The organism is Paenibacillus hemerocallicola (assembly GCF_006265175.1).
In the GTDB taxonomy this organism is placed as follows: domain Bacteria; phylum Bacillota; class Bacilli; order Paenibacillales; family NBRC-103111; genus Paenibacillus_AB; species Paenibacillus_AB hemerocallicola.
In genome coordinates, this window is the sequence record NZ_VDCQ01000015.1 from 1 (window position 1) to 22,794 (window position 22,794).

At 56.2% G+C, this 22,794-nt stretch carries 16 protein-coding genes; all 16 read right to left on the bottom strand.

Annotated features, from left to right (window positions below; genetic code table 11):
* Positions 1 to 354 precede the first annotated feature (354 nt).
* Positions 355 to 2,142 carry an ABC transporter ATP-binding protein gene (locus FE784_RS12755; RefSeq protein WP_139602586.1) on the bottom strand — a complete coding sequence of 596 codons (1,788 nt, stop codon included), beginning with the start codon at positions 2,140 to 2,142 and terminating at the stop codon, positions 355 to 357.
* Positions 2,139 to 3,884: an ABC transporter ATP-binding protein gene (locus tag FE784_RS12760; RefSeq protein WP_139602587.1), complete on the bottom strand. Its 1,746-nt coding sequence runs from the start codon at positions 3,882 to 3,884 to the stop codon at positions 2,139 to 2,141. The genes FE784_RS12755 and FE784_RS12760 overlap by 4 nt, the downstream gene beginning before the upstream one ends.
* 224 nt (positions 3,885 to 4,108) lie before the next feature.
* On the bottom strand, positions 4,109 to 7,078 hold the full coding sequence (locus tag FE784_RS12765) for a hypothetical protein (RefSeq protein WP_139602588.1): 2,970 nt from the start codon (positions 7,076 to 7,078) through the stop codon (positions 4,109 to 4,111).
* 197 nt (positions 7,079 to 7,275) lie between these two features.
* On the bottom strand, positions 7,276 to 8,601 hold the full coding sequence (locus FE784_RS12770; protein ID WP_139602589.1) for an ABC transporter substrate-binding protein: 1,326 nt from the start codon (positions 8,599 to 8,601) through the stop codon (positions 7,276 to 7,278).
* A gap of 55 nt (positions 8,602 to 8,656) precedes the next feature.
* Positions 8,657 to 10,027 (bottom strand): extracellular solute-binding protein, encoded by a 1,371-nt coding sequence (locus tag FE784_RS12775; RefSeq protein ID WP_176706168.1) that lies wholly within the window; start codon positions 10,025 to 10,027, stop codon positions 8,657 to 8,659.
* 418 nt (positions 10,028 to 10,445) lie between these two features.
* Entirely contained in the window at positions 10,446 to 12,026 is a 1,581-nt protein-coding gene (locus FE784_RS12780; protein WP_139602591.1) for an extracellular solute-binding protein, read from the bottom strand.
* The gene (locus FE784_RS12785; protein WP_139602592.1) at positions 12,008 to 13,663 is read right to left on the bottom strand and encodes a response regulator transcription factor; all 1,656 of its coding nucleotides are present in this window, start codon (positions 13,661 to 13,663) and stop codon (positions 12,008 to 12,010) included. Before FE784_RS12785 ends, FE784_RS12780 begins: the two co-directional genes overlap by 19 nt.
* Complete coding sequence (locus FE784_RS12790) at positions 13,663 to 15,423, bottom strand: sensor histidine kinase (RefSeq protein ID WP_139602593.1); 1,761 nt, start codon at positions 15,421 to 15,423, stop codon at positions 13,663 to 13,665. The genes FE784_RS12785 and FE784_RS12790 overlap by 1 nt, the downstream gene beginning before the upstream one ends.
* Positions 15,424 to 15,531: 108 nt before the next feature.
* Positions 15,532 to 16,857, bottom strand: a complete 1,326-nt coding sequence (locus FE784_RS12795; protein WP_139602594.1) for an ABC transporter substrate-binding protein — start codon at positions 16,855 to 16,857, stop codon at positions 15,532 to 15,534.
* 380 nt (positions 16,858 to 17,237) lie between these two features.
* Positions 17,238 to 17,441, bottom strand: a complete 204-nt coding sequence (locus tag FE784_RS12800; RefSeq protein WP_139602595.1) for a CsbD family protein — start codon at positions 17,439 to 17,441, stop codon at positions 17,238 to 17,240.
* A 66-nt stretch (positions 17,442 to 17,507) separates the two neighbouring features.
* A complete protein-coding gene (locus FE784_RS12805; protein WP_139602596.1) occupies positions 17,508 to 18,902 on the bottom strand; it encodes an MATE family efflux transporter in 1,395 nt (464 codons plus the stop codon).
* On the bottom strand, positions 18,892 to 19,173 hold the full coding sequence (locus tag FE784_RS12810) for a hypothetical protein (protein ID WP_139602597.1): 282 nt from the start codon (positions 19,171 to 19,173) through the stop codon (positions 18,892 to 18,894). Before FE784_RS12810 ends, FE784_RS12805 begins: the two co-directional genes overlap by 11 nt.
* On the bottom strand, positions 19,174 to 19,788 hold the full coding sequence (locus FE784_RS12815) for a TetR/AcrR family transcriptional regulator (RefSeq protein ID WP_218103771.1): 615 nt from the start codon (positions 19,786 to 19,788) through the stop codon (positions 19,174 to 19,176).
* 234 nt (positions 19,789 to 20,022) lie between these two features.
* The gene (locus FE784_RS12820) at positions 20,023 to 21,525 is read right to left on the bottom strand and encodes an IMP dehydrogenase (protein ID WP_139602599.1); all 1,503 of its coding nucleotides are present in this window, start codon (positions 21,523 to 21,525) and stop codon (positions 20,023 to 20,025) included.
* A gap of 74 nt (positions 21,526 to 21,599) precedes the next feature.
* Positions 21,600 to 21,776 (bottom strand): hypothetical protein, encoded by a 177-nt coding sequence (locus FE784_RS40830; protein ID WP_176706170.1) that lies wholly within the window; start codon positions 21,774 to 21,776, stop codon positions 21,600 to 21,602.
* 19 nt (positions 21,777 to 21,795) lie between these two features.
* Positions 21,796 to 21,960: a DUF1328 domain-containing protein gene (locus FE784_RS12825; RefSeq protein ID WP_138883151.1), complete on the bottom strand. Its 165-nt coding sequence runs from the start codon at positions 21,958 to 21,960 to the stop codon at positions 21,796 to 21,798.
* Positions 21,961 to 22,794: the final 834 nt, after the last annotated feature.

Sequence of the window (22,794 nt, forward strand, 5' to 3'; positions counted from 1 at the left end):
GTTTCAGCACTATCTGCGCCATTTTCCCGCTTCGGGCCGTCGATAGTGCTGGTTTCAACCTTATTTCTGTCTTCCCGCTTCATCTGCGAACCAAGCCGACCAAGCGGTAACAACTGGGTTCTATATTCCTTTCGACTCTAGCGAGACGGCTATTCCCCCACCTGATAGAGCCCGAGTATGAAAGCGTGCCATAAAACCAATAACGGGGCCACTTCCATGGCCCCGTCCTTCATACATCCTTACTGTGCACGAGAAAGAGCGGCCTTAAATGGCCGCTCTCCTACCGTATATTTTCCGCGCCGCAAGGCTCTCAGCGCGCGATGTGGCTCCGCATGACGGCGGTTCACCACAACTTTACGTCAACTGCCCCACGTCCTCTTCCTCGGCCGAAGTCTCTTCCCCTTGCCACAGCAGCTGCATCTCCTTGCTCGTCGCCAGCAGTTCGGCGAGCGTTCCTTCCGCCTCGATGCGGCCGCCCTTCATCACGATAATATGATCCGCCCGCGCAAGAGCCGCTCTGCGGTGGGATACGGCGATGCAGGTCGCGTCCCGCTCCGCGAACAGCCGCTCCCACAGCTGCTTCTCGGTCTGGACGTCGAGCGCGCTGGACAAATCGTCGAAGATGAGCAGGTCCGCCCGGGTCATCATCATCCGGGCCGTGGCGGCGCGTTGAATTTGACCGCCGGACAGCATGACGCCTCTCGGCCCGACGAACGTGTCGAGCCCGTGCTCGAGCTCTTCGATGTCCTTCTCCATCACGGCGAGCCGCACCGAGCGCTGAAGCGTCTCCGGCGTTTCCCGGCTGCCCTGTACGATATTCTCCCGGAGCGGGTCGCTGAACAGGCGCGGCACTTGCGGCGTATAGGCCGTTCTCGGCGGGATCAGGAACACGGCCGGATCGGCGATTTCCCGCCCGTTCCAGCGAACGGCGCCGCCGGTTTTCGGCAGAAGCCCCAGAAGGGCGCGCACCAGCGTCGATTTGCCGGAACCGATTCTCCCGGTGACGACGAGAAATTTGCCGCGCTCCAGGCGGAAGCTGATGTCTGCGATGCCGTTCGCCGAGTTCGGGTACGCATACGAGAGCCCTTTCACCTCGATGCTTCGCAGCGCGTCCTCTCTATTGTCGACCGCTGCGGCCGCCTCCGGAGGAGACGCATACAGGTAAGGCTCGCTGTGCTCGGCGAGCCGATCCTCTTCGCCCGGACGGAACAGCACCCGCATCCGCTCGAGCGATACTTTCAACCGTTTGTGCTGGAACACCATATACCCGAACAGCGAGATGCTGTTGGCGAACATGCCCAAGTACGAAGTAAATAGCGCAAAATCGCCTACGGTGAAACGGCCGGCCCTCATCTCGGAGGCGCACATCAGCAAAATGATGCCCGTGCATATATTCAATACGTGCTGATTCAACGACTGCATCCATTTTTTGAACAGGTTATCCCGGAGCGCCGCCTGCCTCCGTGCTTCGTTCAGCGAGACGAAGCGATTCAGCACATGCTCCTCGGCTTGCCCCAGCTTCACCGCCTGGACGGCACCGAACGTTTCGGCAATAAAACCGGTAATTCGCCCGGTCGCCTCGCGGTTAAGCCGGCTATACCGTCTCGCCCGATTGCCGGACAAGTTGTTCAGAAGCGTCACGACGATAAGCGGCAATATCGCCACAGCCGTTACTTTCCAATTGACCGCCGCCATGATCGCCACGGCAATGGCCGCAAAGGCCAGCCGTCCCCAGAAGTCCACCCAAGATTCCACATATTCGACGACCTCGTCCACGTCTTCGCGGAATCGCGTCATCGCTTCGCCCGGCGATGCAGGCAAGTTCCGTCCGGGCCAACGCATCAAGCCGGACAGCATATTGGTTCGCAAAACCGCTTGAATGTGGTAAAAGTACGTCACCCATTGATAAAAGGCGACGAAGAACACGCCGACCCTCGTAAACCTGACCAAAGCGACGGCCAGAAGCGGGATCGACAACCACCCTATATGATGGGACCCGCTCGTCGCGCGGTCGAAAAACCACTGCATCCCTACGCCCAGGAGCAGCGGGATGGAATGAAAAACGCCCCATAGCAGTCCGTTTGCCACAAACAGCGACAACCGGAAACGGAGGAGCCGTTCCATAAATCGGGTTACCGTCATGCCAGCTCCTCCTGTCTGTCGGCCTTCAGCAGCGCCGCGTAATGAGAGGACGGATCGCGCGCCAAATCCTCTCTCGAACCGAACTCCAGCACCCGCCCTTCGCCGAGAACCAACATGTTGTCCACCTTCTCCAAGGTAGACAACCGATGGGCGATGACGATGCCGGTGCACTGCCGGAGCAATTGATTCACGGCCTCCTGAAGCGCCGCTTCGGTCGCCGCGTCCAGTCTGGAGGACGGCTCATCCAAAATGACCAGGCTCGGCTGCGTCAAAAACACTCGCGTCAGCGCGAACAGCTGCGCCTCGCCGGCGGATAGCGACGTTCCCCCGGCCTGCAGGTGGGTGTCCAGCCCTTCCGGAAGCCCTTCTATCCATTTCCGCAGCCCCAGCCTGCCTGTCGTCTCCATAATGGCCTCGTCCGTTACGCCGCTATCGAACAGGGTCAAATTATCCCTTAACGTTCCGTCGAACAGCTGCACCTCCTGAGTAACCATGCCGACGCGGCGATACAACGCCTCCAGACGCAGCGTGCGTATATCTACACCGCCCACGCGGATCGTCCCGCTGTCGATATTGTACAGCCGCAGCAGCAAGCGGCTGACACTCGATTTGCCGCTGCCCGTGCGACCTACGATGCCGAGGCGCTCGCCTGGCTTGAGTGCGAAGCTGACGTCATGAAGCACGGGCGTTCCTTTATTGTAGCTGAAGGTCACATGCTCGAACTGAACGCCGAGCGCTCCGTCGGGAAGCTTCGTTTCGGTTCCGTCGGCAATCTCGCTCTGCGCGGAGAGCAGCTCGCGGGATCTCCGCAGCCCGGACTTGGCCTTTTGAAACTCCTGCATCTGGTTGCCGAGCTGCTCGATCGGATCGTTCAGCATTTGCGTATATTGAAAGATCAGGTACAGCGTGCCGAGCGACAGCTCGCCCGCCGCATAGAAGCGCACGCCCATCCACAACACGATCGTTACGGCCGCGGTAAACAAAACTACGGTCGCATTCCACGGAACCACCCTCAGCATCCACGCTCTTCGTCCCTTCAGGAACACGGCGCGCATCGCCCGGTGGAACCGGTTCATTACATACGGAACGCTTCCGCCCGCCTGCACGTCCTCGATGCCGGCCAGCCGTTCCTCGATCAGGCCGAACAACGACGCGCTCGCCTCCCGCTCCGCCTGCGAGCTGGCTACGCCCAGATTGCGGATCGCGGCCATGACGCCGACGGACAATACCGTGAACGCCGCCATGACGACGGCAATCGGCCAGTGGTGAACGAACATGAAGCCCAGAATGCCCGCGAGCAAAACAAAGCTGCCGACGATCTGTACGATGAACATCGCGAAAAAGTTGGACATGCCGGTAACGTCGCCGTCGATCCGCTCGATCATGACGCCGGGCGTCTTCAAATTGTGAAAGCGCATATCCAATCGAAGGCAATGCCGCAGCAAATCGGCCCGCAGCCGATTGGTCGCCCTCCAGGCCACATCGTTGCCGAGATAACTTAAGCACACCGTGAACAGCTGATTAAACGCCGCTATGACGAGAAACAGCCCGGCCAGACCGAGCAAGCTTGCCACTTCTCCCTGCGAGGCAGCCGTATCGATAAAGCGTTGAATGATTTGCGGATTCACGAGCTGACACGCGGTCGTCGTCAATAAAATGAGCAGCAGGACGGCGATCCGGCCTTTGACGGGAACCAGATACCGCAACAGCCAGAGCATCGATACTTGCTTATTAGGCGGCATAACGCTCGCCCCCTTTGCGGATAGATAACTACCATCATACACGAATTGGCCGCCGGGTAGCGGTAGAGATTGGGTAAAACGCAATTATCGGACAATCGCTTTACTCGTGTGGCAAAAGGGGGCCGGACTGCGGGAATAGAACCGAAAACCCTCCGTCACCGCAATGAATGCGGCGATGGAGGGTTTTCCGGTTTGCCCGAATCGGCGATCGGCAATTCATGGAGCTAATAGTTCGCATAATGAACATACAGGTCGAGAGTGGCGTACGTACCGGCGGACAAGCCGGCTGCGGTTCCCGCCAGCCTGACCTCGATCCGGCTTCCCTCGTCGAACGAGGCGGAGCCGGCAATCGGCGCTACCAGCGGATTGGCGGCCGTGCCGGGACCGGCCAGACCGCTTATCCACACGGTCCCGTCCTTCCACAGGTCGAACGTGAAGGAAGCCGTGCCGGAAGGAGCGTTCACATGCACGGCATATTTCGAGACACGGCCCGCTTGCGCGACCACATACGCCTGGGACGGATGCGCCTCGGCCCGCTTGAACGGCGCCCCGGCCGTCGCGGTCGACAAATCGGCCATATAGAAGTGCAGCGTATCGTTCGATTTGCTCGGATACACCCACCGCGTCCCGTCCCATACGACCACCTGCTCCAGATCCGTATCGAAGTAAGCGAAGCCTTTCTCGGAGAGGAAGTTGGCCGGCGCCGGCCGCTGCGCCGTCGTCCCTTTGCGCCTTGCCATCAGGGAGCTGTCGCTTGCGTGATGGCTTTTCAGCATCGCATAAAACTCGGGCTGCACCGGATTGCCTTGCGCCGCGAAATAATCGATCACTTGCTTCGAGAGCGACGTATTGACATGATTGTACTGCAGCTTCTGGTTCATCTCGATAAAGCCGCAGCGGGACAGCAGATCGGGACGCGTTGTCCCGTTCAGTATCGGCGCGTGAACGGTGCAGTTGAGAAAGGTCGTGCCGAACTGCGAGGTGAGCGTGTACAACACTTTCCCGTCGTCTACGGCATCGGCGCGAATATCGCAGTTGTCCAGCACGAGACGCCCGCGCATCTGGCCGCCGCTGTAATTGTCCATGCAATTGACGGTGCTTCGCTGTACGGTCACATCCGCCGCCGTTCCCTTGAAATGCCCCCAAAAATCGCCCACCTGCACAAAGTCGATTTTCGGATACAGCGCATATTCGTCGTCGTACGGCGCGGTGCCGAGCCCGTTCAGCAAAAAGCTCATATGGCTTGTCGATTCCGACTGCTGGGCCGGCACCTTCTCGCCCTCGATATTCTCGAAGCGCATATAGCAGTTGGCGTTGACCCGCTGGTCGTCCACCCCGCCGGCCTTGCCCACATGAAAGCCGAACGGATTCTGGATATGCAGAATGCGCACGCCTTTGTCCCGCCCCGCGACCGTCACGTTTTTGAACTCGATCAGCTGCGGGAAAAACAGCCGCGAGCCGGTAGCGGTTATTTTCGAGAACGAGGCGATTCGCATAATTCGGCACGTCCCGTTCGTGTTCGGCAGCCCGGTGTAGTCGAACGTGAAATTTTCCAATTGGATGGAGCGGCCGTAGCCGATCGGATATTTGTAGTCGAAATCGGCCGGGTTGTAATCCAGCGCGATCGCTTCGTTCGCGCCGTTGTCGATGACGAGCCGGCAGTTGCGGATACGGATATATCCGTCCCATTTGGCGCCGAAATCTGTGCGGAACCCGATAAACTGGTTGCCGAATCGCTTCGTATTCTCGATAATCAAGTCGCCTCCGCCGGTCAGCGTAAAGCCCCGGTAACCGATCTCGGAGTCGAGAACGTACAGATTCCAGCAATGAAAATGGACGTCCACCCGGTTCAGCCGGCAGTTTTCGATCCGGAAGTTTTTGAACAGATTGGTGCCGAATACGCCCCAATGATACAGCGAGCCTTCCGCCGTCACATTGCGAAACGTGGCGTTCAACACCCGGCGGCCGCCGATTCCGTACGTACCGATCAGTACGTACTCCGTGCCGGGACGATTTTGCTCGTAAGGAATCGCGCGAATATTTTCCAACGTGACGTCGTACACGTAGTTCAAATAATAGAAGCCATAGCGCGGGTCCAAAGCGGTGTCGCTCGCCCCCGGCTCCAGTCCGACCCATTGATTGCGGATGATCGTGCGGCTTCGTTTGACCAAAATGCCGTTGTGCCAGTAAGCGCTATTGTTGTTGCCGGCGCTGTCGCCCGACAGCAGGAAAGTGCCCCCGTCGATAACCAGATAGCTGTCCTCGGCGGGATACGCTGTCAAGCTCGTGTAATTGTTGAACGTCCAAGCGATATCCCCGACAATCCGGCCATGCTCCTCGACGACAAAAAAGTCTTCCTTGCTCCAGCCGGTCTGACCCGGGTAGCCGAATCTGGCCCCGACTTTATCGTTATCGTCCACAATGAAGAGCAGACTGTTCTTATAGGCCGCAAGCTCGGGACAGATGGTCGTGCCCGGACGCATTTTGGCCAGAAAAGCGGCTTTCGTCGGAGCGTCGAGCGCAATCTCGACCGGAGCCTGACGGCTGGTGACATGAAATCGCGCATTCGTCTTGGAGTTGAAGCTTTCGGCGATATGAAACTTCGTCTGTCCCCAGCTTACGTTCGTTTGGATGACGATGAGATTGGTTTGCTTGATCCAGTATTCGCCCGATTCGTCGACAACAGGCAGACGGCGTACGTTCGCATAAGTATGCGCTTTTTTGATCTGCGCCCCGTCATCGTTGACGCCGTCGCTGACCGTGCCGAATTGCTTGTAGCCGATGCTGCCTCCGGGGAGCAAAATCGCTTGCAGGCCGTTCTGCAAGGCGATGACGCTACCCCCGTCTTCCGCGAGAGCCCCCGCCTGAACGATGTAATCCGCCGCCCCGCCGTCGCCGGGGTCGTAATACCCCGCGGTATGGACGAGAGCGTCCGCAACCAAGCTTGTATCCGCTTTCATATCGTTGACGGACGCATACTTGCGGCAGCAGCCCGTCGATGAACCGCCGCCGTAGGTCGCTTCCGCGATCGATTGCCCCCAGCCCGATTCAAGCAGCAGGGTTGAGCCTGCCAGAGCCGCACCCGCGCCTCCCAGAGCGGCCAGAAGCTTGCGCCGGCTAAGCGCCGACGGGCGCACGCTCTCATCCTTTTCGTTAAGCTCGATGCCGTCATTGCCGTCATGATCCGTATTCATCATTAGTCCCTCCCGTGCGGACCGGGCAGCTCCCGTTCAAGCAGCCCGGCCTCGCTCTTATATCCTGCGGCTTCGCAGTCGGGTCACAATCCTTGATGCATTTAATATACGTTCCGTACCGGTACCATTCAGTCGTAAGCCCGCTCATTCCGAATCCCGGAAGCCCCGGTATTTGCCGCCTTGCCTTTGTCCATCCTTTATTTGCTCTTCTCCTGTTCGAGCAGCTTTTTCAGACTTTCTTCGACGTCTCTGAGCGCGGTGTTCACATCTTTTTTGCCCTGGGCAAACGGAATGAATTGCTGGTACAGCACCGAGGTTTGCGAGCTGCCGTTAATGTCGACCAGCTCCGGCTTGCGCTTCGGCGTCGGCGCCGACGGCTCGTAATAGCTGATCGCCTTCATATTTTTGCTCCCGTACACCGGATGCCCCTTGCCGAGCGCATCACGCACTTCCTTCTTGACCAGCGTCGTCGGGATGCCTTTCTTCGAGTCCTCCAGCTGCACTTCGTCCGACAGCATCTCCATAATGACCCGGAACGCCTCTTCCTTATGCTTGCTCTGCCGCGTAATCGACCAGTACGCCGGCCCCCGCTGCCCGGTACGTTTCGGCGCGCCCGCCATCGTCGGCTGGGAGACGATGTCCCAATCGATCTCCGGGGGGATGACCAGATAGATGTTGTGCTGGTTCGCCTGCATGGCGATCCGGCCGTTGCCGAAGGCGTTGTTCTCCGCGTTCATCGTGGTCTCGATCGTATTGTTGGGCAAATCGTAAAACCGCTTGTAGTTGTTGAATATCGTCTTCCATTTCTCCGTATCGGCCAGCTTGTCGGCGCTCGGGTCCAGTACCGGCAGCGAGAACGGATTGTCGCGCAGAATGCTGTTGAAATTGGCGCTGAAGCCGCGGTATACGACGCCTCCCTCGGTTCTGCTCATCTTCTTGGCGATCTCGTATACCTCATCCCAAGTCATGCCGTCCTTCGGATAAGGAACGCCGAATTTGTCGAACAAGCTTTTGTTGTAATACAGCACCGTCGGAAAATAAGGCGGCACGGGCAATCCGTAGATCGCTCCCGTCCTTCCGGCATCGACCATCTCCTGGGTAAACGAAGGATCGAAGCGGGTCATGTCATATTTGTTCGCTTTGATCAATTCGCCCAGATCGTAGCCGAGCTGCAGATCGAGATAACTCGACTTCAGCGTGGGAATATCGGTACGGATCAAATCCGGGATCGTGCCGGCGGAGACCAGCTCCGCGAGCGAGTTGCCTTTCGTATTCGTCTGGTAGTTGACCGTAATATGCGGAAACTTGTTCTTTAGCACGCTTCTGAAGCGGGTATCGAATTCCTCCGCGCTGACGCCTGCCGCATAAACGAGCAGCTCGATCGGCTCCTTCGGCTTGTCTTGATCTTTCACGGTACTCGGGCCGTCGCCGGACGATGGAGATTGCGAACCCCCTCCCCCGCAAGCGCTCGTATAAGCGGCCGTCGCGGCCAGCAATGCCGCGATCCAAACCTTTCGGTTCATCTCTGTTTCCCCCTTGCTATTTTTTTGAAGCGTTTTCAATTCCGATTGCGCCCGTTCAAGGAACGGACAATTCCCGGCAAATCCGGTCGCACAGCTCGTCTTCGTCGATCAGATTGGCCCAGTATGCTTTGACCTGATAACTGAGCTTCTTGAATTGCGATATCGGAATATTCAAGTCCATATGCGTCCGGTACGAAAACATCATTTCCCGGTACAGCATATACCGGTCCGGGGCGGGAACTCCTTTCGGCGCGCCGCTGCAGCCTGCGCTTTGCAGACTCGGAAGGCTGAGCGTATGGTTGCGGATGTAGCTCTGCGCGCGGTCCGAGCTCAAGTAGTCCGCCAGCAGCTCCGCTTCCTCGGGATGGGCGGTACGATTATTGATGCCCACTCCTTCGGCGATCGTGAGCGTAATCGGCTGCCCGATATAAGGGATCGGCGATACATCGTACTCGAGGTCGGCATGCTTCCAATCGTTCATGCCCATGTAAGTATTCAGCACCATCGACAGCTTGCCTTCCAGGAACATCCGGTTAATATCGCCGTCGTTCTCGGAAATGAACAGCGGGAACATGTCTCCGTTGCGAATAAGGCTCTTGCACAGCTTCAGGGCGGACAACAAACCGGTGTCTCGGATGTTGCCGACCGTCCCTCCTTCCCGGTCGAACCGTTCACCGCTTTGCAGCAGGAAGATGGGCCAACGATTCATATTGGAAATATAGAAGCAAAATCCGAATCTTCCGTTGCCGTTGGTCAGTTGAACGGCGCTGCGCACGAGATCGTCCCAGGTCCAGCTGCCGTCCGGCTCGGGCAAGCTCTGTTCGAGGAAATGACGCTTGTTGTAGCACAGCACTACCGGGGAAAACACCAGCGGCCGTACGTACAGCTGTCCGTCCCGCATGAACTGTCTCGTCAAAAACGGGTATGCGTCCGGCTTCTCCGCCAGCGGCCGCAGCAGCGAATGTCCACCGCCTTCGGCCATGCGGGCGAAATGCTCGTTGTTGAGCATGATCAGATCGAATCGCTCTGTCCATTCTGTGTCCGATTCTATCGATTTCTGATCCGAGTGGGGCTTCGCGATTACCGTGATCCAGGAATAGCGCCGATGAAAATCCTCCAGCAGCCCGGCCAGCTCCAGATTGTGCTTATCCTTCAAATAATAGCCGAGCGTTATCTTTACCGGCTGACGGGCAGCCTTCACTCTGCTGCCGACTCGGGGAATTTTCTCGATAACCCCTTCTTCCACCAGGATGTCCAAGCCTTTGCGAACCGACTTGTTGCTCAAACCGAACCGTTCGGCCTGCGCCGGCTCGGAAGGCAGCAATTGTCCCGGCCCGTACGTTCCGTTCGCGATCTCGTCACGCAGCGTCTGCACCATTCGCTCCAGCTCCTGGCGGAATTGCTCGTTTGTCGGCTTTGCTTTCATGGATCGACTCTCCCTTGAGGTAATCATATCCCCCATTCTATCACGTTTCCGGCATTGCTCACCCCTCTTTCGTAGTGTACATAATCAAATCTATTTATGTACACCAATGTTATTTTTTAGTAAATCATCTGTCGTGAACATTATATGATTGCCAATTTATCGTTGTCAATCGTTATTATGTACACCAATTAATTTTCATTATGTACACTAGATTATTCCGATCGATACGTTACCAAATTAAAAAGAGGTTAACCGGCCGGACTCATCGGATCCGCCATGCTCCAATGACAAAAAGCTGCTTCCCGCGCCAACGCGGATGCGTCGGCTTGCAGAAAGCAGCTTTTTCCTTACTATTGCAGGCGAGACCCGCAGTACGTGCCCGTATCGCACGGCGAACGGCGCGCCGATCCGTTTCGTTTCAATCGAAGTCGTTTTTCACCGCAATGCCCGCCGCCTGCATTTGCCGGATATATTCCCGGAAGATGAGTCGGCCCTTATGGGTCGTCATCAACTCTTCCCTGTACGTCACCCAAGCCGCGCCGCCCCTGTCCTCGAACAGCATCTTCTGCAAATATTGACCGAGCTTGGCGCGGAAATCGGCGATGCTGATCCCTTCCGGCGGCAGCACCAACGTTCCGTTGCCCTGGGCCAGCGGATAGGACGAGATCGTCCGCAAAATGTCGCGGTCCCGTTCGGTCAGCCTCGGGTCCACCTCCTGCAGCCCGAGTCGGGAAGATTCGCGCGGGGTCAAAAATTTCCATACGGTCAAAAAGTTGCCTTTCTGCGCGATTTCTTTCTCGTACGCCTCGGGAACAATCGTAATGACGCTGCCTTCCCGGGTATAGTGCACGCCCTCCTGGCCGTACGTAGTCAGCAAATAGCCTTCCTCGCTCGCCAGCCAGTCGACGATGCCGACGATCGTCTCCGCTTTTTCGGGGTATCGCTCGATCGTCCGCTTGCCGATCAGCCAAGGCACGGTGGCGGACTGCGGCGTTATGAGCGGCTTGTTGGGGTACGGGTTAAACGGCACGACCTCGGCGTCCGGCACGTTCCGCTTCAGCTGGCTGTAAAAGCTGTTCGGATCGGCATCCAACACCCATCGATCCGTCCCGTTGAGCCAGATCATCCCGATCTTCCCTCTGGCGAACGCCTCGCCAAGCTCCGAGCCGCCGGCCATGAACCAGTCCGGGTTCAGCAGCCCTTCGTCGACCCAGGAAACGATATCGTCCACGACCCGGCCCATGAGCGGATCGGACGTTCCGTCGTGGTAGTAGCCCTCATCGTCGACATAAGCCATGCCGAGTATGCCGTTCTTCATAAACTGCGGGAAAGCGAGCGGGAACGTTTGCGGGAAAGAACCTCCGCCGGTAATGCCGAAGCCGTACGTGTCGTCCGCGCCGTTCCCGTCCGGATCGTCATGCGTGAATGCGCGCGCGACCGCCGTCAGCTCCTCGTAGCCGGTCGGCACGCTTAACCCGAGCGCATCCAGCCAGTCTTTGCGGATGTAGTAGGACGCCTGCACTTTGCGCTCGATCAGCACGGGGCCGCGGTTGTAGGCGCCGGGAAACTGAAAGCCGCCCACTTCCTTCTGTGTAGTCCAGCGATAATAATTCGGCATCTTCTCCGGCGTCATCAGTCCGCTCAAGTCGCCGATAATGCCCATCGCATGGTAGTCGAGCGAGCTTCGGCCGTCGATGACGAACAGATCGGGCGTGCTCCCGCTCGCGATGAGCAGGTTCAGCTTTTCCTTCGCTTGGATGGACGGGACAGCCGTCACCTGCAGCCGGACGTTGAACCGCTCCTCGATCGTCTTCTTGACGAAATCCCCGTCGTTCAGCACCGCATTCCCGTTCGTCGGCAAGAAGAAATTCAGCTTCAGCGGGGCCTTTGTTCCGCCCGCCTCTTGTCCCGGGACGCAAGCGCCCAAGCCGGCCGCCAGCGCGGCGATGGACATGACGGCGAGCAGTCGCTTGCGCAGCCTCATTCCGTTTTGTTCCACTCGGCAAAACGCCCCTTTTCCGCCCGGCCGTTCGACGGCTCCGGTTGATCGCGCAGCAGCCGCTTCCGCTTGAACTCGGTCAGCTTCAGCCCCGTCACCTTCTTGAATACCTTCGTAAAATAGTTCGCATTCGGATAACCGACCTTCTCCGCGATCCGCTCGGTCGTCCAGTCGCTTGCGTGCAGCAGCTGAATCGCCTTCTCGATCCGCACCATCGTCACGTAGTCCGAGAACGAATAGCCGGTCTCCTGGTGAAACCGCTGGCTTATATACCCGACGCTGAAATTGACGCGGGCGGCCATGTCCTCGAGCCGAAGCGGCTTCTCGTAATGCTGGGCGATATACGCTTTCAGCTCCCCGATCCATCCGTTGCGCTGGACGCTCTGGGCGATCGCCGCCCCGATCCGCTCGAACGCTTTGCGCAGAAACGTCTCGGCTTGCGGCCAGGAACCCGCCCCGGCCAGCTCCTCCAACCGGATGCTTTGCAGTTCGCCCCGCCATTGCTCCCGGTCCGATCCTTGCGGATAGCGCTCCAACACCATATCCATCAGCCGGTTGACGCAAAAGCCGCAAAGCTGCTTCAAATCGGCCGGATGCAGCCTTTGTCCCGTATCGGTCCTCCGCATCGAACGAATCTCGCGGATGACGCGGTCGAAATCGTGCGCCATGAGCAGCGGCTTCAGCGTCTTGTAGGCTTCTGTCCAATCACACCGGTCGAGGGAAACCGGGTCGGTCCGCATTCCGTTCGCATACAGTCCGGGCCCGTCGTAAAACGCCCCGACCAGCAGCGCCTCGGCGGACGCTCTTGCTTCGCCGATCCGGGACGGGTCGCCGCTCCCGATCCCAACCGCCAGCTGCACGTTGAGATTCGTCCTCGCGAACGACTGCAACGGCTCCCAGGCAAGCCCCGTCCGCTCCAGCCACGCTTCCGCGTCATGGCACGGCGCCTCCAGCCAATGGAGCACGTGCAGCCGGTTGCCGGCTGCGCCCGCATAGGCCGCAGCGGCCGGCGCTCCTCGCAGCTTGTCGATCAGCGCGATTTCCAGCCCTTTCAATTGGAAAGAGGTGAGCGGCATGCCCGACGTCAACGGCTCGAAGACGGACCAATGCACGCTCTGAGCCGCGGCCGACGCCGGACGCAATGCCGCCAGAAGCGTCTCGGCGGTTTCCCCGGGTCCGAACGACTCCCCCGGCTCGGTCCCGCCAAGCAGCCGTGCGGCCGCATCGGCCCGCATGGAGGGCTCCGACTCCTCGTGCCGTTCCGGCTTCGGAAAGACGAGCCGGTTCAGCACGCCGAGCAAGCTGTCCGCCTCCAGCCGGTGTTTGACGATATAGTCCTGGACTTGCAGCTGAAGCGCCTGCCTCGCATAGTCGAATTCCTCATAGCTGCTCAAAATGACGACGTTTAACGCGGAGCCCGACTCGCGGACGCGACGGATCAACTCCAGACCGTCCATCTCCGGCATGCGGATATCCGTCAGCAGCACGTCCGGCGGGGAAGCGTTTATCGCGTTCCAGGCTTCCAGACCGTTTTTGTACACGCCGGCAATCTCGTACCCGTTCGCCCGCCAATCGATCACCGTCTGCAAACCGAGCCGGACCATGGATTCGTCGTCTACGATCATGACGGACTTCATCAAGCTTCCTCCTTTCCCGGCGGGACAGCCAACGGCAAATGCAGGGAGACTGTCGTTCCCGTTCCGTATTCGCTGTCGATCGTAAGCCCGTACGAATCGCCGTAGTACAGCTGAATGCGCTCCCGGATGCTCCGCAACCCGAAGCTTGTTCCGGCAACTTCGCCCGCGATCGATTGGCGGAGCCGGGCAAGCTGCTCCCCGGTCAAACCTTGTCCATTATCCGACAGCCGGATATCGAGCCGGCCCTCGCCGATGACGCGCAGCACGATTTCCCCCGGCCGCTCCACTTTGGACAAGCCGTGCAAAATCGCATTTTCGATCAGCGGTTGAATGAGCAGCTTCAGGATCGGCTGCCCGAGCAGCCCGTCGGGCACTTCGATGCGCAGCGTATGATGCTCGTAGCGGACCGCCTGTATTCTCATATAATCGCGAAGCACTTCCAGCTCCTCGCGCAGCGGCACCGGCTTCTCCACATCGCGGATCGAATAGGAGAGCAGCCGGGTAAGCGCATCGACCATTTCCTTTATATTATCTTGCTGCTGAATGATAGCCATCCATCGGATCGTGTTCAGCGTGTTGTACAAAAAATGCGGCGCGAGCCGGTTTTCCAAGGCCCGCATCGTCGCTTCCTGACGCTTCTTCTGGTTGAGCAGCACTTCCTTGTTCAGCTCGCGAATTTCGGCCATGACCGACACGAACGTATCTTTCAGCTCCACGATTTCCCTCGCCCCGCGAAACTGATGCAGCTGCGCCGGTTCGTTGCCGCCGATGCCGCGAACCATGCTGCGGGACAGACGGCGAATCGGCAAGACGACATCGGTGGCCATCATCCGGGTCACGAACAGCCCGACGACGAGGCAGCCCGCGGTAATCAGTCCAGCGATGACGAGACTCGTGCGCAGCGCTTCCTTATAAAAGGACAGCGGAAGATGAAGCTGCAATTCCCACCCGTACCGTGCGTTGACCGTGGATAACGTAAGCGTATTCAGCGGGCTGGACCCCCGATTCCGCGTATCGAGCAGACGGCTTCCGCCCGGCCAGATGAGCTCGAATGCCGTATCGGCCCCCAACGTCTTCGTATCGAGAGACATTTTCAGAAAGTCGGGATCGACAACGAGCAGCATCGCCCCCAGCGTCTCGAACTGGCTGCCTGCCACCTGATTGATCGACCGTCCCGCGGCCAGCTTCGTCCGTCCCCCTTCGCGATTTTCGGTCCGAACGACTTCCCAAGCCGTCGCCCCCTTCAGGTCCCATACCGCCTGCATGAACCCGGCCGTCCCCGGACGATCCGCGTAAGCGCCCGGCCCCTCCGCCGGCAGCGCCTGTCGAAACGCCGCCCTGTCGCCGATCGTATACGTTTGGCCCTCGCGGGTAACGAAGACACTCGAATCGACCCATGCCAGCTCCTGGCTGCCCATCAGCGCAAAATACCGGCTCCCCGCCTCCTGCTGCAGTCGGTACAGATCCAGGGCGCTCTTCGGCCGGGACTGGAGAATGGCGATCGTCCCCGGATCGGTATAAAACGGAAGCATGGCCGATTCGAGCGCTTGAAACTGCTGGTCGATTTTGTCCGATACCGTCTGCAGCACCGTCTCGGCGTGTACAGTCATCTGCGCCCGGTACAAATAGCCGTGGATCAGCGTAACCGCCGCGATGCTCAGCACCGCCGGTATCGTAATAAGCGGCATGTAGACTAGCAGCAGCTTCTGCGTCAGCCGCATGCTGCCCCATCCCGGAATGCGGATTCGTCTTCGTATCAAGCGAATGCTCCTTCGTCGCGAATCGTCTGTCCCTCTATCATACCATGTCCGTACGAAACGGGAACAATCCCTCACACGTCACCGTGCGGGGATTGCTCGCGGAACGGACTATTTTTTCGCCGTACGGACGGTTTCGATCTGCTTGTCGACTGCCTCGGCGGCTTCGCGCAGCGCCGTATTCATATCTTTCTCCTTCGTTACGACACTGACGAAAGCATTGTGGAACTGGGTGCCCGAAAAGTCCGTGAACTCCGTATACGTAAGCGGATTGGCCTGCTTTTTCGGGAACATGGCCAGCACGTTTTTGCCTTTGAACTTCTCCATGTCTTGGCCGAATTGCTTCTGGATCTCCTCGTTTTTCAGAACGGTCGCATAGCCTTTGCGGTTATGCGGCACCTGGAATTCCTCGGACGTGAGGAACGAGATGATGTCGAAGGCGTCATCCTTATGCTTGCTCGAAGCGGCCACGTACCAATAGTTCGGATACACCTGCGGGCCGACGCCCGGATACTCGTCGTAGGACGGCACCGGAACGACATCCCAGTTCATCGTCTCCGGCGGTGTGCCGCCGCTGAAGTTCGTGTACATGGCGACCCGCTGGTCTTTCTCGAACATGTTGCGCTGAGCGGCTACGGCGAGCTCCGCCTTCGTCATCGAAACGCCGGTATCATTGTAAAATTGCACGATGCTTTGCAAGAAATTGCGCCAAGGCTCGCTGTTCAGATTCGATTTCATCGTCTTCGGATCGACCGGCTCCAGCGACCATTGGTTGGTGAGCAATTGATGGGACGGCGAAGTGACGTAGCCGAAATAGTTGGTGCCGCCTTCGGTGCGGGTCATCCGCTTGGCCAAGCTGAGCACTTCCGACCATTTCATGTTGTCCTTCGGATATTCGACGCCGAACTTGTCGAACAAATCTTTATTGTAGTACAAGCCGGACACCCCGACCCATACCGGAAGCCCGTACAAAGCCTGGCCGTTGTCGGACAGCTTGCGCTGCATCTCGATCAGCGTCAGCTCCAGCTTCGTCAGATCGTACTTCTTCGACTTGATCATCTCCGAAAGGTCGTAATGCATGTTGACGTTTCTTACGGACGCGTTGAACGTCCCGATCGAGCCGAATATGAGATCGACCGGCGTATTGCTGGCGAGCAAATCGTCTATCGTCGAGCCTGTCGCCCGCGGAATCATATTGAGCTTGACGTGCGGAAACTTGGCTTTAATCGCGTCTCCGTACTGCGCGTTCAGCGCTTCGATGGTCCCGCCGCTCGCGCTGTAAATCGTAAGCTCTACCGGATCTTTCGGCTTCTCCGCTACAGGCGCCGAACCGCCCTGCCCTTTCGGCTGCTCTCCGGCCCCCCCGCCGGAACAGCCCGCGGCAACCAAGCAAACAGCCAATGACATACTGACGAGCAATCGCTTTTTACCGTTCATCTAACAACTCTCCCCCTGTAGGATTGATTGCGACATTCAATCCCTTTATCGTGAACCCGCTACAACACGCTAATTGTATCCGTTTTCATCGGACCCCGCGATGTCGTTTGATCGGATCTTTATGCCACATTTTACACAGTTCGCTGACAGGGGGTCGGTCAATAGCCGAGCACGGCAACGAAAAAAACGGCGTCAGCAAAATAATCGATATCCGGAGGGCCGGACCATGACGCTTGCGACGGCCGCCGTCCCGGATCGGAGACCGTAGACCGGAACTCTCGAGGCCCAAAAAAAGCCGGAGACCGGGATTGCTCCCGCCGCTCCGGCTTTTTCGTCCATATGGCTTGCCCGCATTCAGACGGGCCCGCGTCAAGCTCTATTTACACACGTTGAGTCGAGCACCATTCATCGTACTCCTTCTCCGCCTTATCCTTGGCATATCCGTAGCGCTCCTGCAGCTTGCCGACGATCTTTTCCCTTTCGCCGTTTATGACATCGAGGTCGTCGTTGGTCAATTTGCCCCATTGCTTCTGAACCTCGCCTTTGGCCTGCTTCCAGTTTCCTTTGATTACGTCGCTGTTCATGAAAATCACTCCTCATGGGTTGGATTGCCGTACAAGTATGTATTACCCGTCGGAGAAGGCGGCCAATCATTTTTTTGGGCGAATCAAGCGAAACTCTACTTTTCTATCCGAAGTCTTTCTCCATTTTCCCGATAAATAGTAACCGGCAAAAAGAAGAGCGGAACATGTAAGCGAGATCGGGAAGCTCCGCCATAAATCGCTCAATCCATACTGCCTCCCCAAATAATAGGCGAGTGGAATCTGGATTCCCCACAATGTAAGGACGGTAATAAGCAGAGGAATGATCACCGCCCCGTTTGCTCTGACAATCCCCGCCATTACAAGCGTAACGCCAAACAAAATATACGACCAAAATGTAGCCATTATTATTTGTTTGCCGATTTCAAGCGCGTTTCCCTTTGCCGGTAGGAAGAGCGACAGAATGCCATCTCTAAACACGATGCACAGTATTACCAACACACCTGTCAGCAATAGGTTAAGCCCAATCCCTGTCGCTGCGGCACGATGCACTCGTTCCCACTTTTGGGCTCCGATATTTTGTGCCGCCATTGCAGTTAAAGCTCCGCCCAGTGCTATTCCCGGCATTTGAATATAGGTGATAAGCTGGTTTACCGCGGCAAACGCTGCGGTTGCATCGGAACCGAACGAGTTGATAAGGTGAAATAAGGCAAGTACGCTTGCAGTGGAAAGCATCATCTGCATTCCCATCGGAATTCCTTTCATTATTAAAAGCTTGATAATATTCCAATTCGCTTTTAAGAAATGCAAATCATCAGCTGTAATTCGTAAAAAGTATTTTTTACTATACAAATAGACAAGCATGAGCGCAAGACTTAGAAATTGAGCGATTCCCGCAGCCAGCGAGGAACCTGCAATCCCCAGCTCGGGAACCGGTCCCAAGCCTAAAATCAATACCGGATTAAGCGCGACATCCAGCAATACCGCCAACATAAGAAAGTATAAAGGTGTTTTTGAGTCGCCGGCTCCCCTCAATACGGCCATGGCGTATTGAAATAACAACGAGAAAGGGATACAAATAAATAAAATTCGTGTGTAGGAATCAGCCCATCCGATGATATCCGGCGGAGTATTCAGTATATGGAGAATCGGCATCGTGAACAGAGAACCCATACAGGCAATAATGACCGATACAACAAGAAAGAATACGGCGCTTGTACCCACAACCTCTTTTGCAGCATCCAGTTGATCCGCACCCACGTGCCTGCCTATCGCGATGACGGTTGCCATAGCGATTCCGAAGATAGAGCTAGTCAAGAAAAATAGAAGAATATTGGCGTTGGATGCAGCCGCCAGAGCCTGTTCCCCCAATAACTGCCCGACCCATATCGAATTCACGAGTCCGTTTAGTGACTGAAGCGCATTGCCAATTAAAAATGGAAGAGCGAAGAAGAACAGCGTTTTCACAATCGGAGCCGATGTTAACGCTGTTTTAGGATTCATATTTCGGGCTTCTCCCTTTCTTTCTTTTCCTATGCCGCTCAAACGATTGTATCCGCTCATCAAATTCTACGGGCTTCATTCCAAAAACCTTGTTCAACAGCTCGAACTGCTCGGGGTAAGGCCCCGCGCCTTCTATCTGGCGTGCCGGCTCACTAGAACTCAACACCTCTTCCAATGCGGAAAGAAACACGATTTCATTCAGCCACGTGAATTGTTCTTCGGTTATGACTTCGCCGAATTTCCGATTCATGATTTCACTATAGATGTTCATTTAGTTCGTCTCCTTTGTATCCATAATGCCCCGAAAAAACAAATTTGAGAGATGACTGTTGAATACCTGTAGCGGCATCTTTCTTACCTCTACCATTTCCTTATATAAATGAGGCTCAAATAAGTTAATGAACGCGGAGGACATAAACTCGACCGGTAATTCAGGATCAAATAAGCCTTCCCGTATTCCTTCGCTCAGCATGTCATGAATGCCGCTAAATATTTTTGGGAGAATGTCATTGACCTCGGCTTCACGGGATTTGAAGATGGTTGTCATGTCGGGACTGCTCTTCATCAATAACTGAAAAAAGGCCCCGGACAATTCGCGATTAAGAAGAAACTCAAGCTTTTCCTTCGGACTGACAGGAAGAGCTTTGGCTTCTTCCACAGACTTAAGAAACGATTGCATTTTCGGCTCCACCAAGGTATACACGAGATCTTCTTTCTTCGGGAAGTGTAGGTACAGCGTGCCTTTCGCAACCCCGACTCCCATCGCGATTTCATCCATATTCATATCGTAGTAACCTTTTTCCAGCAGTGCTTTCTCCGCATAATCCAAAATAAGCCGTTCTCGCTCCTTCCGCTGGGTTTCCTTCAAAGAAATTCTTTTTGTCATCATCCGCTGCACCTCAATAATAATTTTAAATTCATATTTTGACTTTAAAGTCATTATATAAAGTACAGGAATGAATTTCAACTAGAACTTCGTAATGCACTGAATAGTCGGAATTAAGGAGTAAGCGGCGATCCGAATCATTCCATCCTAAAACCCGTAGTCTTTCGAAAGAAAGTAGAAAAGACGGAGCCGGGATGTACCCGCTCCGCCCTCTGCGCCTTGCCCAGTGGGCTCTCATTCGCCCGACAAACTGTTTTCCTTCAATATTACGTCATGCGCTCCGCCTTCGACGATGCTCGTAGCCGACACGAGCGTAATTCGCGCTTTTTGCTGCAGCTCTTCGATCGATAGCGAGCCGCAGTTGCACATCGTCGACTTGATTTTGTGAATCGTTTTGTCGAGATTTTCCTGCAGGCTTCCCGCATACGGCACGTACGAGTCTACGCCTTCCTCGAACACCAGCGTCTGTTTGCCGCCCGTGTCGTAACGCTGCCAGTTGCGCGCCCGGTTCGAGCCTTCGCCCCAGAATTCCTTGACGAAGTTGTTGCCGACCTTCAGCTTGCGCGTAGGACTTTCGTCGAAACGGGCAAAATACCGGCCCATCATCACAAAATCGGCTCCCATCGCCAAGGCGAGCGTAATATGGTAATCGTGCACGATGCCGCCGTCCGAACAAATCGGCACATATACGCCGGTAGCCCGGAAATATTCGTCCCGTGCCGCCGCCACCTCGATGACCGCGGACGCCTGGCCTCGTCCGATTCCTTTCTGCTCGCGCGTAATACAGATCGAGCCCCCGCCGATCCCCACCTTGACGAAATCCGCACCCGCTTCCACCAAGTACAGGAAGCCTTCGCGATCGACGACGTTGCCCGCGCCGATTTTCACGTTATCGAAGTTGGCTTTGACGTATTCGACCGTTTCCTTCTGCCATTCGGTATAGCCGTCCGACGAATCGATAACGAGCACGTCTACGCCCGCCGCGACAAGAGCGGGCACCCGCTCGGCATAGTCCTTCGTGTTGATGCCTGCGCCGACGATGTAGCTTTTATTTTCGTCCAGCAGCTCGTACGGATTTTCTTTATGCGCGTCGTAGTCTTTGCGGAATACGAGGTATTCGAGGTTTTGCTGCTCGCCCACGACGGGCAAGCAGTTCAGCTTGTGCTCCCAGATCAGGTCGTTGGCCTCGGAAAGCGTAATGCCGGATTTCCCGTATATCAGCGAGGAAAAAGGCGTCATGAAATTGCCCACGGGCTTGTCCAGCGAGTCGCGGCTAAGCCTGTAATCCCGGCTCGTCACGATGCCGAGCAGCTTTCCCGTCGGAGTCCCGTCATCCGTGACGGCTACCGTGGAGTGACCGGTTTTCTCTTTTAGCTCGAGTATATCCTTCAGGGTGTGTCCCGGAGTCAAATTCGAGCGGCTTACGACAAAGCCGGCCTTATGCCCTTTCACCTTCCGCACCATATCCGCCTGGTCTTCGACCGATTGGGAGCCGAAAATGAACGAAATTCCGCCGCATCGCGCCAGAGCGACCGCCATATTATGGTCGGATACCGCCTGCATGACCGCGGATGAGAACGGAATGTTCAACGAAACCTGGGGTTTTTCGCCTTGCTTGAACTTGACAATCGGCGTCTTCAAGCTGACGCCCGCCGGATTACAGTCCTTTGCCGTCAAATTGGGCAACAATAAATACTCGCTAAACGTCCGGGATGGTTCCGTATAATAATACGCCACTTTCCTCTGCCCTCCTCATTTTTCAATAAATTTTTGCAATCATACCACACGGTCCGCAAAGAAGCAACGGTATTTTACACCGTTTTTCGCGACGGCGTCAAATCGAGCGGCAGGACCGCCCCATCCTGTACGCCCAGCTTATAAAGCATCTCCTTCTCCGTTGCATTTGCCGGAAAAGTAATTGAAAAGAAGCCCTCCCCTTCATGAACGTGCAAGGGTTGGGCTTCATCCTGTTCGGCAACGGTTGTCACCTTTATGACGCCGTATCACCTATGCCGAACCTCTGCGGCCGGTGAAGAGCGAGATGAGGAACAAAATCAGGAAGACGAAGAACAGTACTTTCGCGATCGAAGCGGCTGCCGCCACGATGCCGCCGAAGCCGAAAATGGCGGCTACGATGGCGATTACGAGAAAAAGAGCTGCCCAGCTTAACATATGCATCACCCATCCTTGTTTGGAATGTTTGTTTCCGACGTTTGCCGGTATCCTCTATTACCCCCTGACACCGGCGTGAAACAATCGCAGCGTCTACCCGCCGTCCCAGCTCGCCAGCCCGTTCCCGGAAATCGATATGGGAACGGATGCAGATTTTGCGCTATCCACCGGTTAGCGAGCAGCGAACCGGACTTCGACCGAATTTCACCCGTCTGTGGCACAAATAAGGTTGGTTTCAGCACTATTCGCGTCGTTTTCCCACTTCGAGCCTGCAATAGTGCCGGTTTCAACCTTATTTCCTTCAGCGAGCCCGATTTCGACCGAATTTCATCCTTCTGTGGCACAAATAAGGTTGGTTTCAGCACTATCTGCGTCCTTTTTCCCACTTCGAGCCTGCAATAGTGCCGGTTTCAACCTTATTTCCTTCAGCGAACCGGACTTCGACCGAATTTCATCCTTCTGTGCCACAAATAAGGTTGGTTTCAGCACTATCTGCGTCTTTTTCCCACTTCGAGCCTGCAATAGTGCCGGTTTCAACCTTATTTCTGTCTTCCCGCTTCATCGGCGACCAAGCCGACCTAAGCAGGAACCTCGTTTCACGCAATAAGATCCTTGGTGTCCGTTCACCTACCAATTCGCCTTTTTTCGCCCAATAGGGTCTGGGGTGTCCGTTATCCTGACTGACCGTCCGTCTCTACCTACCTACCTACCTACCTATCTACCTATCTACCTCTCTCTCTCTCTCTCTCTCTCTCTCTCTCTCTCTCTATCTATCTATCTATCTATCTATCTATCTATCTATCTATCTATCTATCTATCTCTATCTATCTCTAT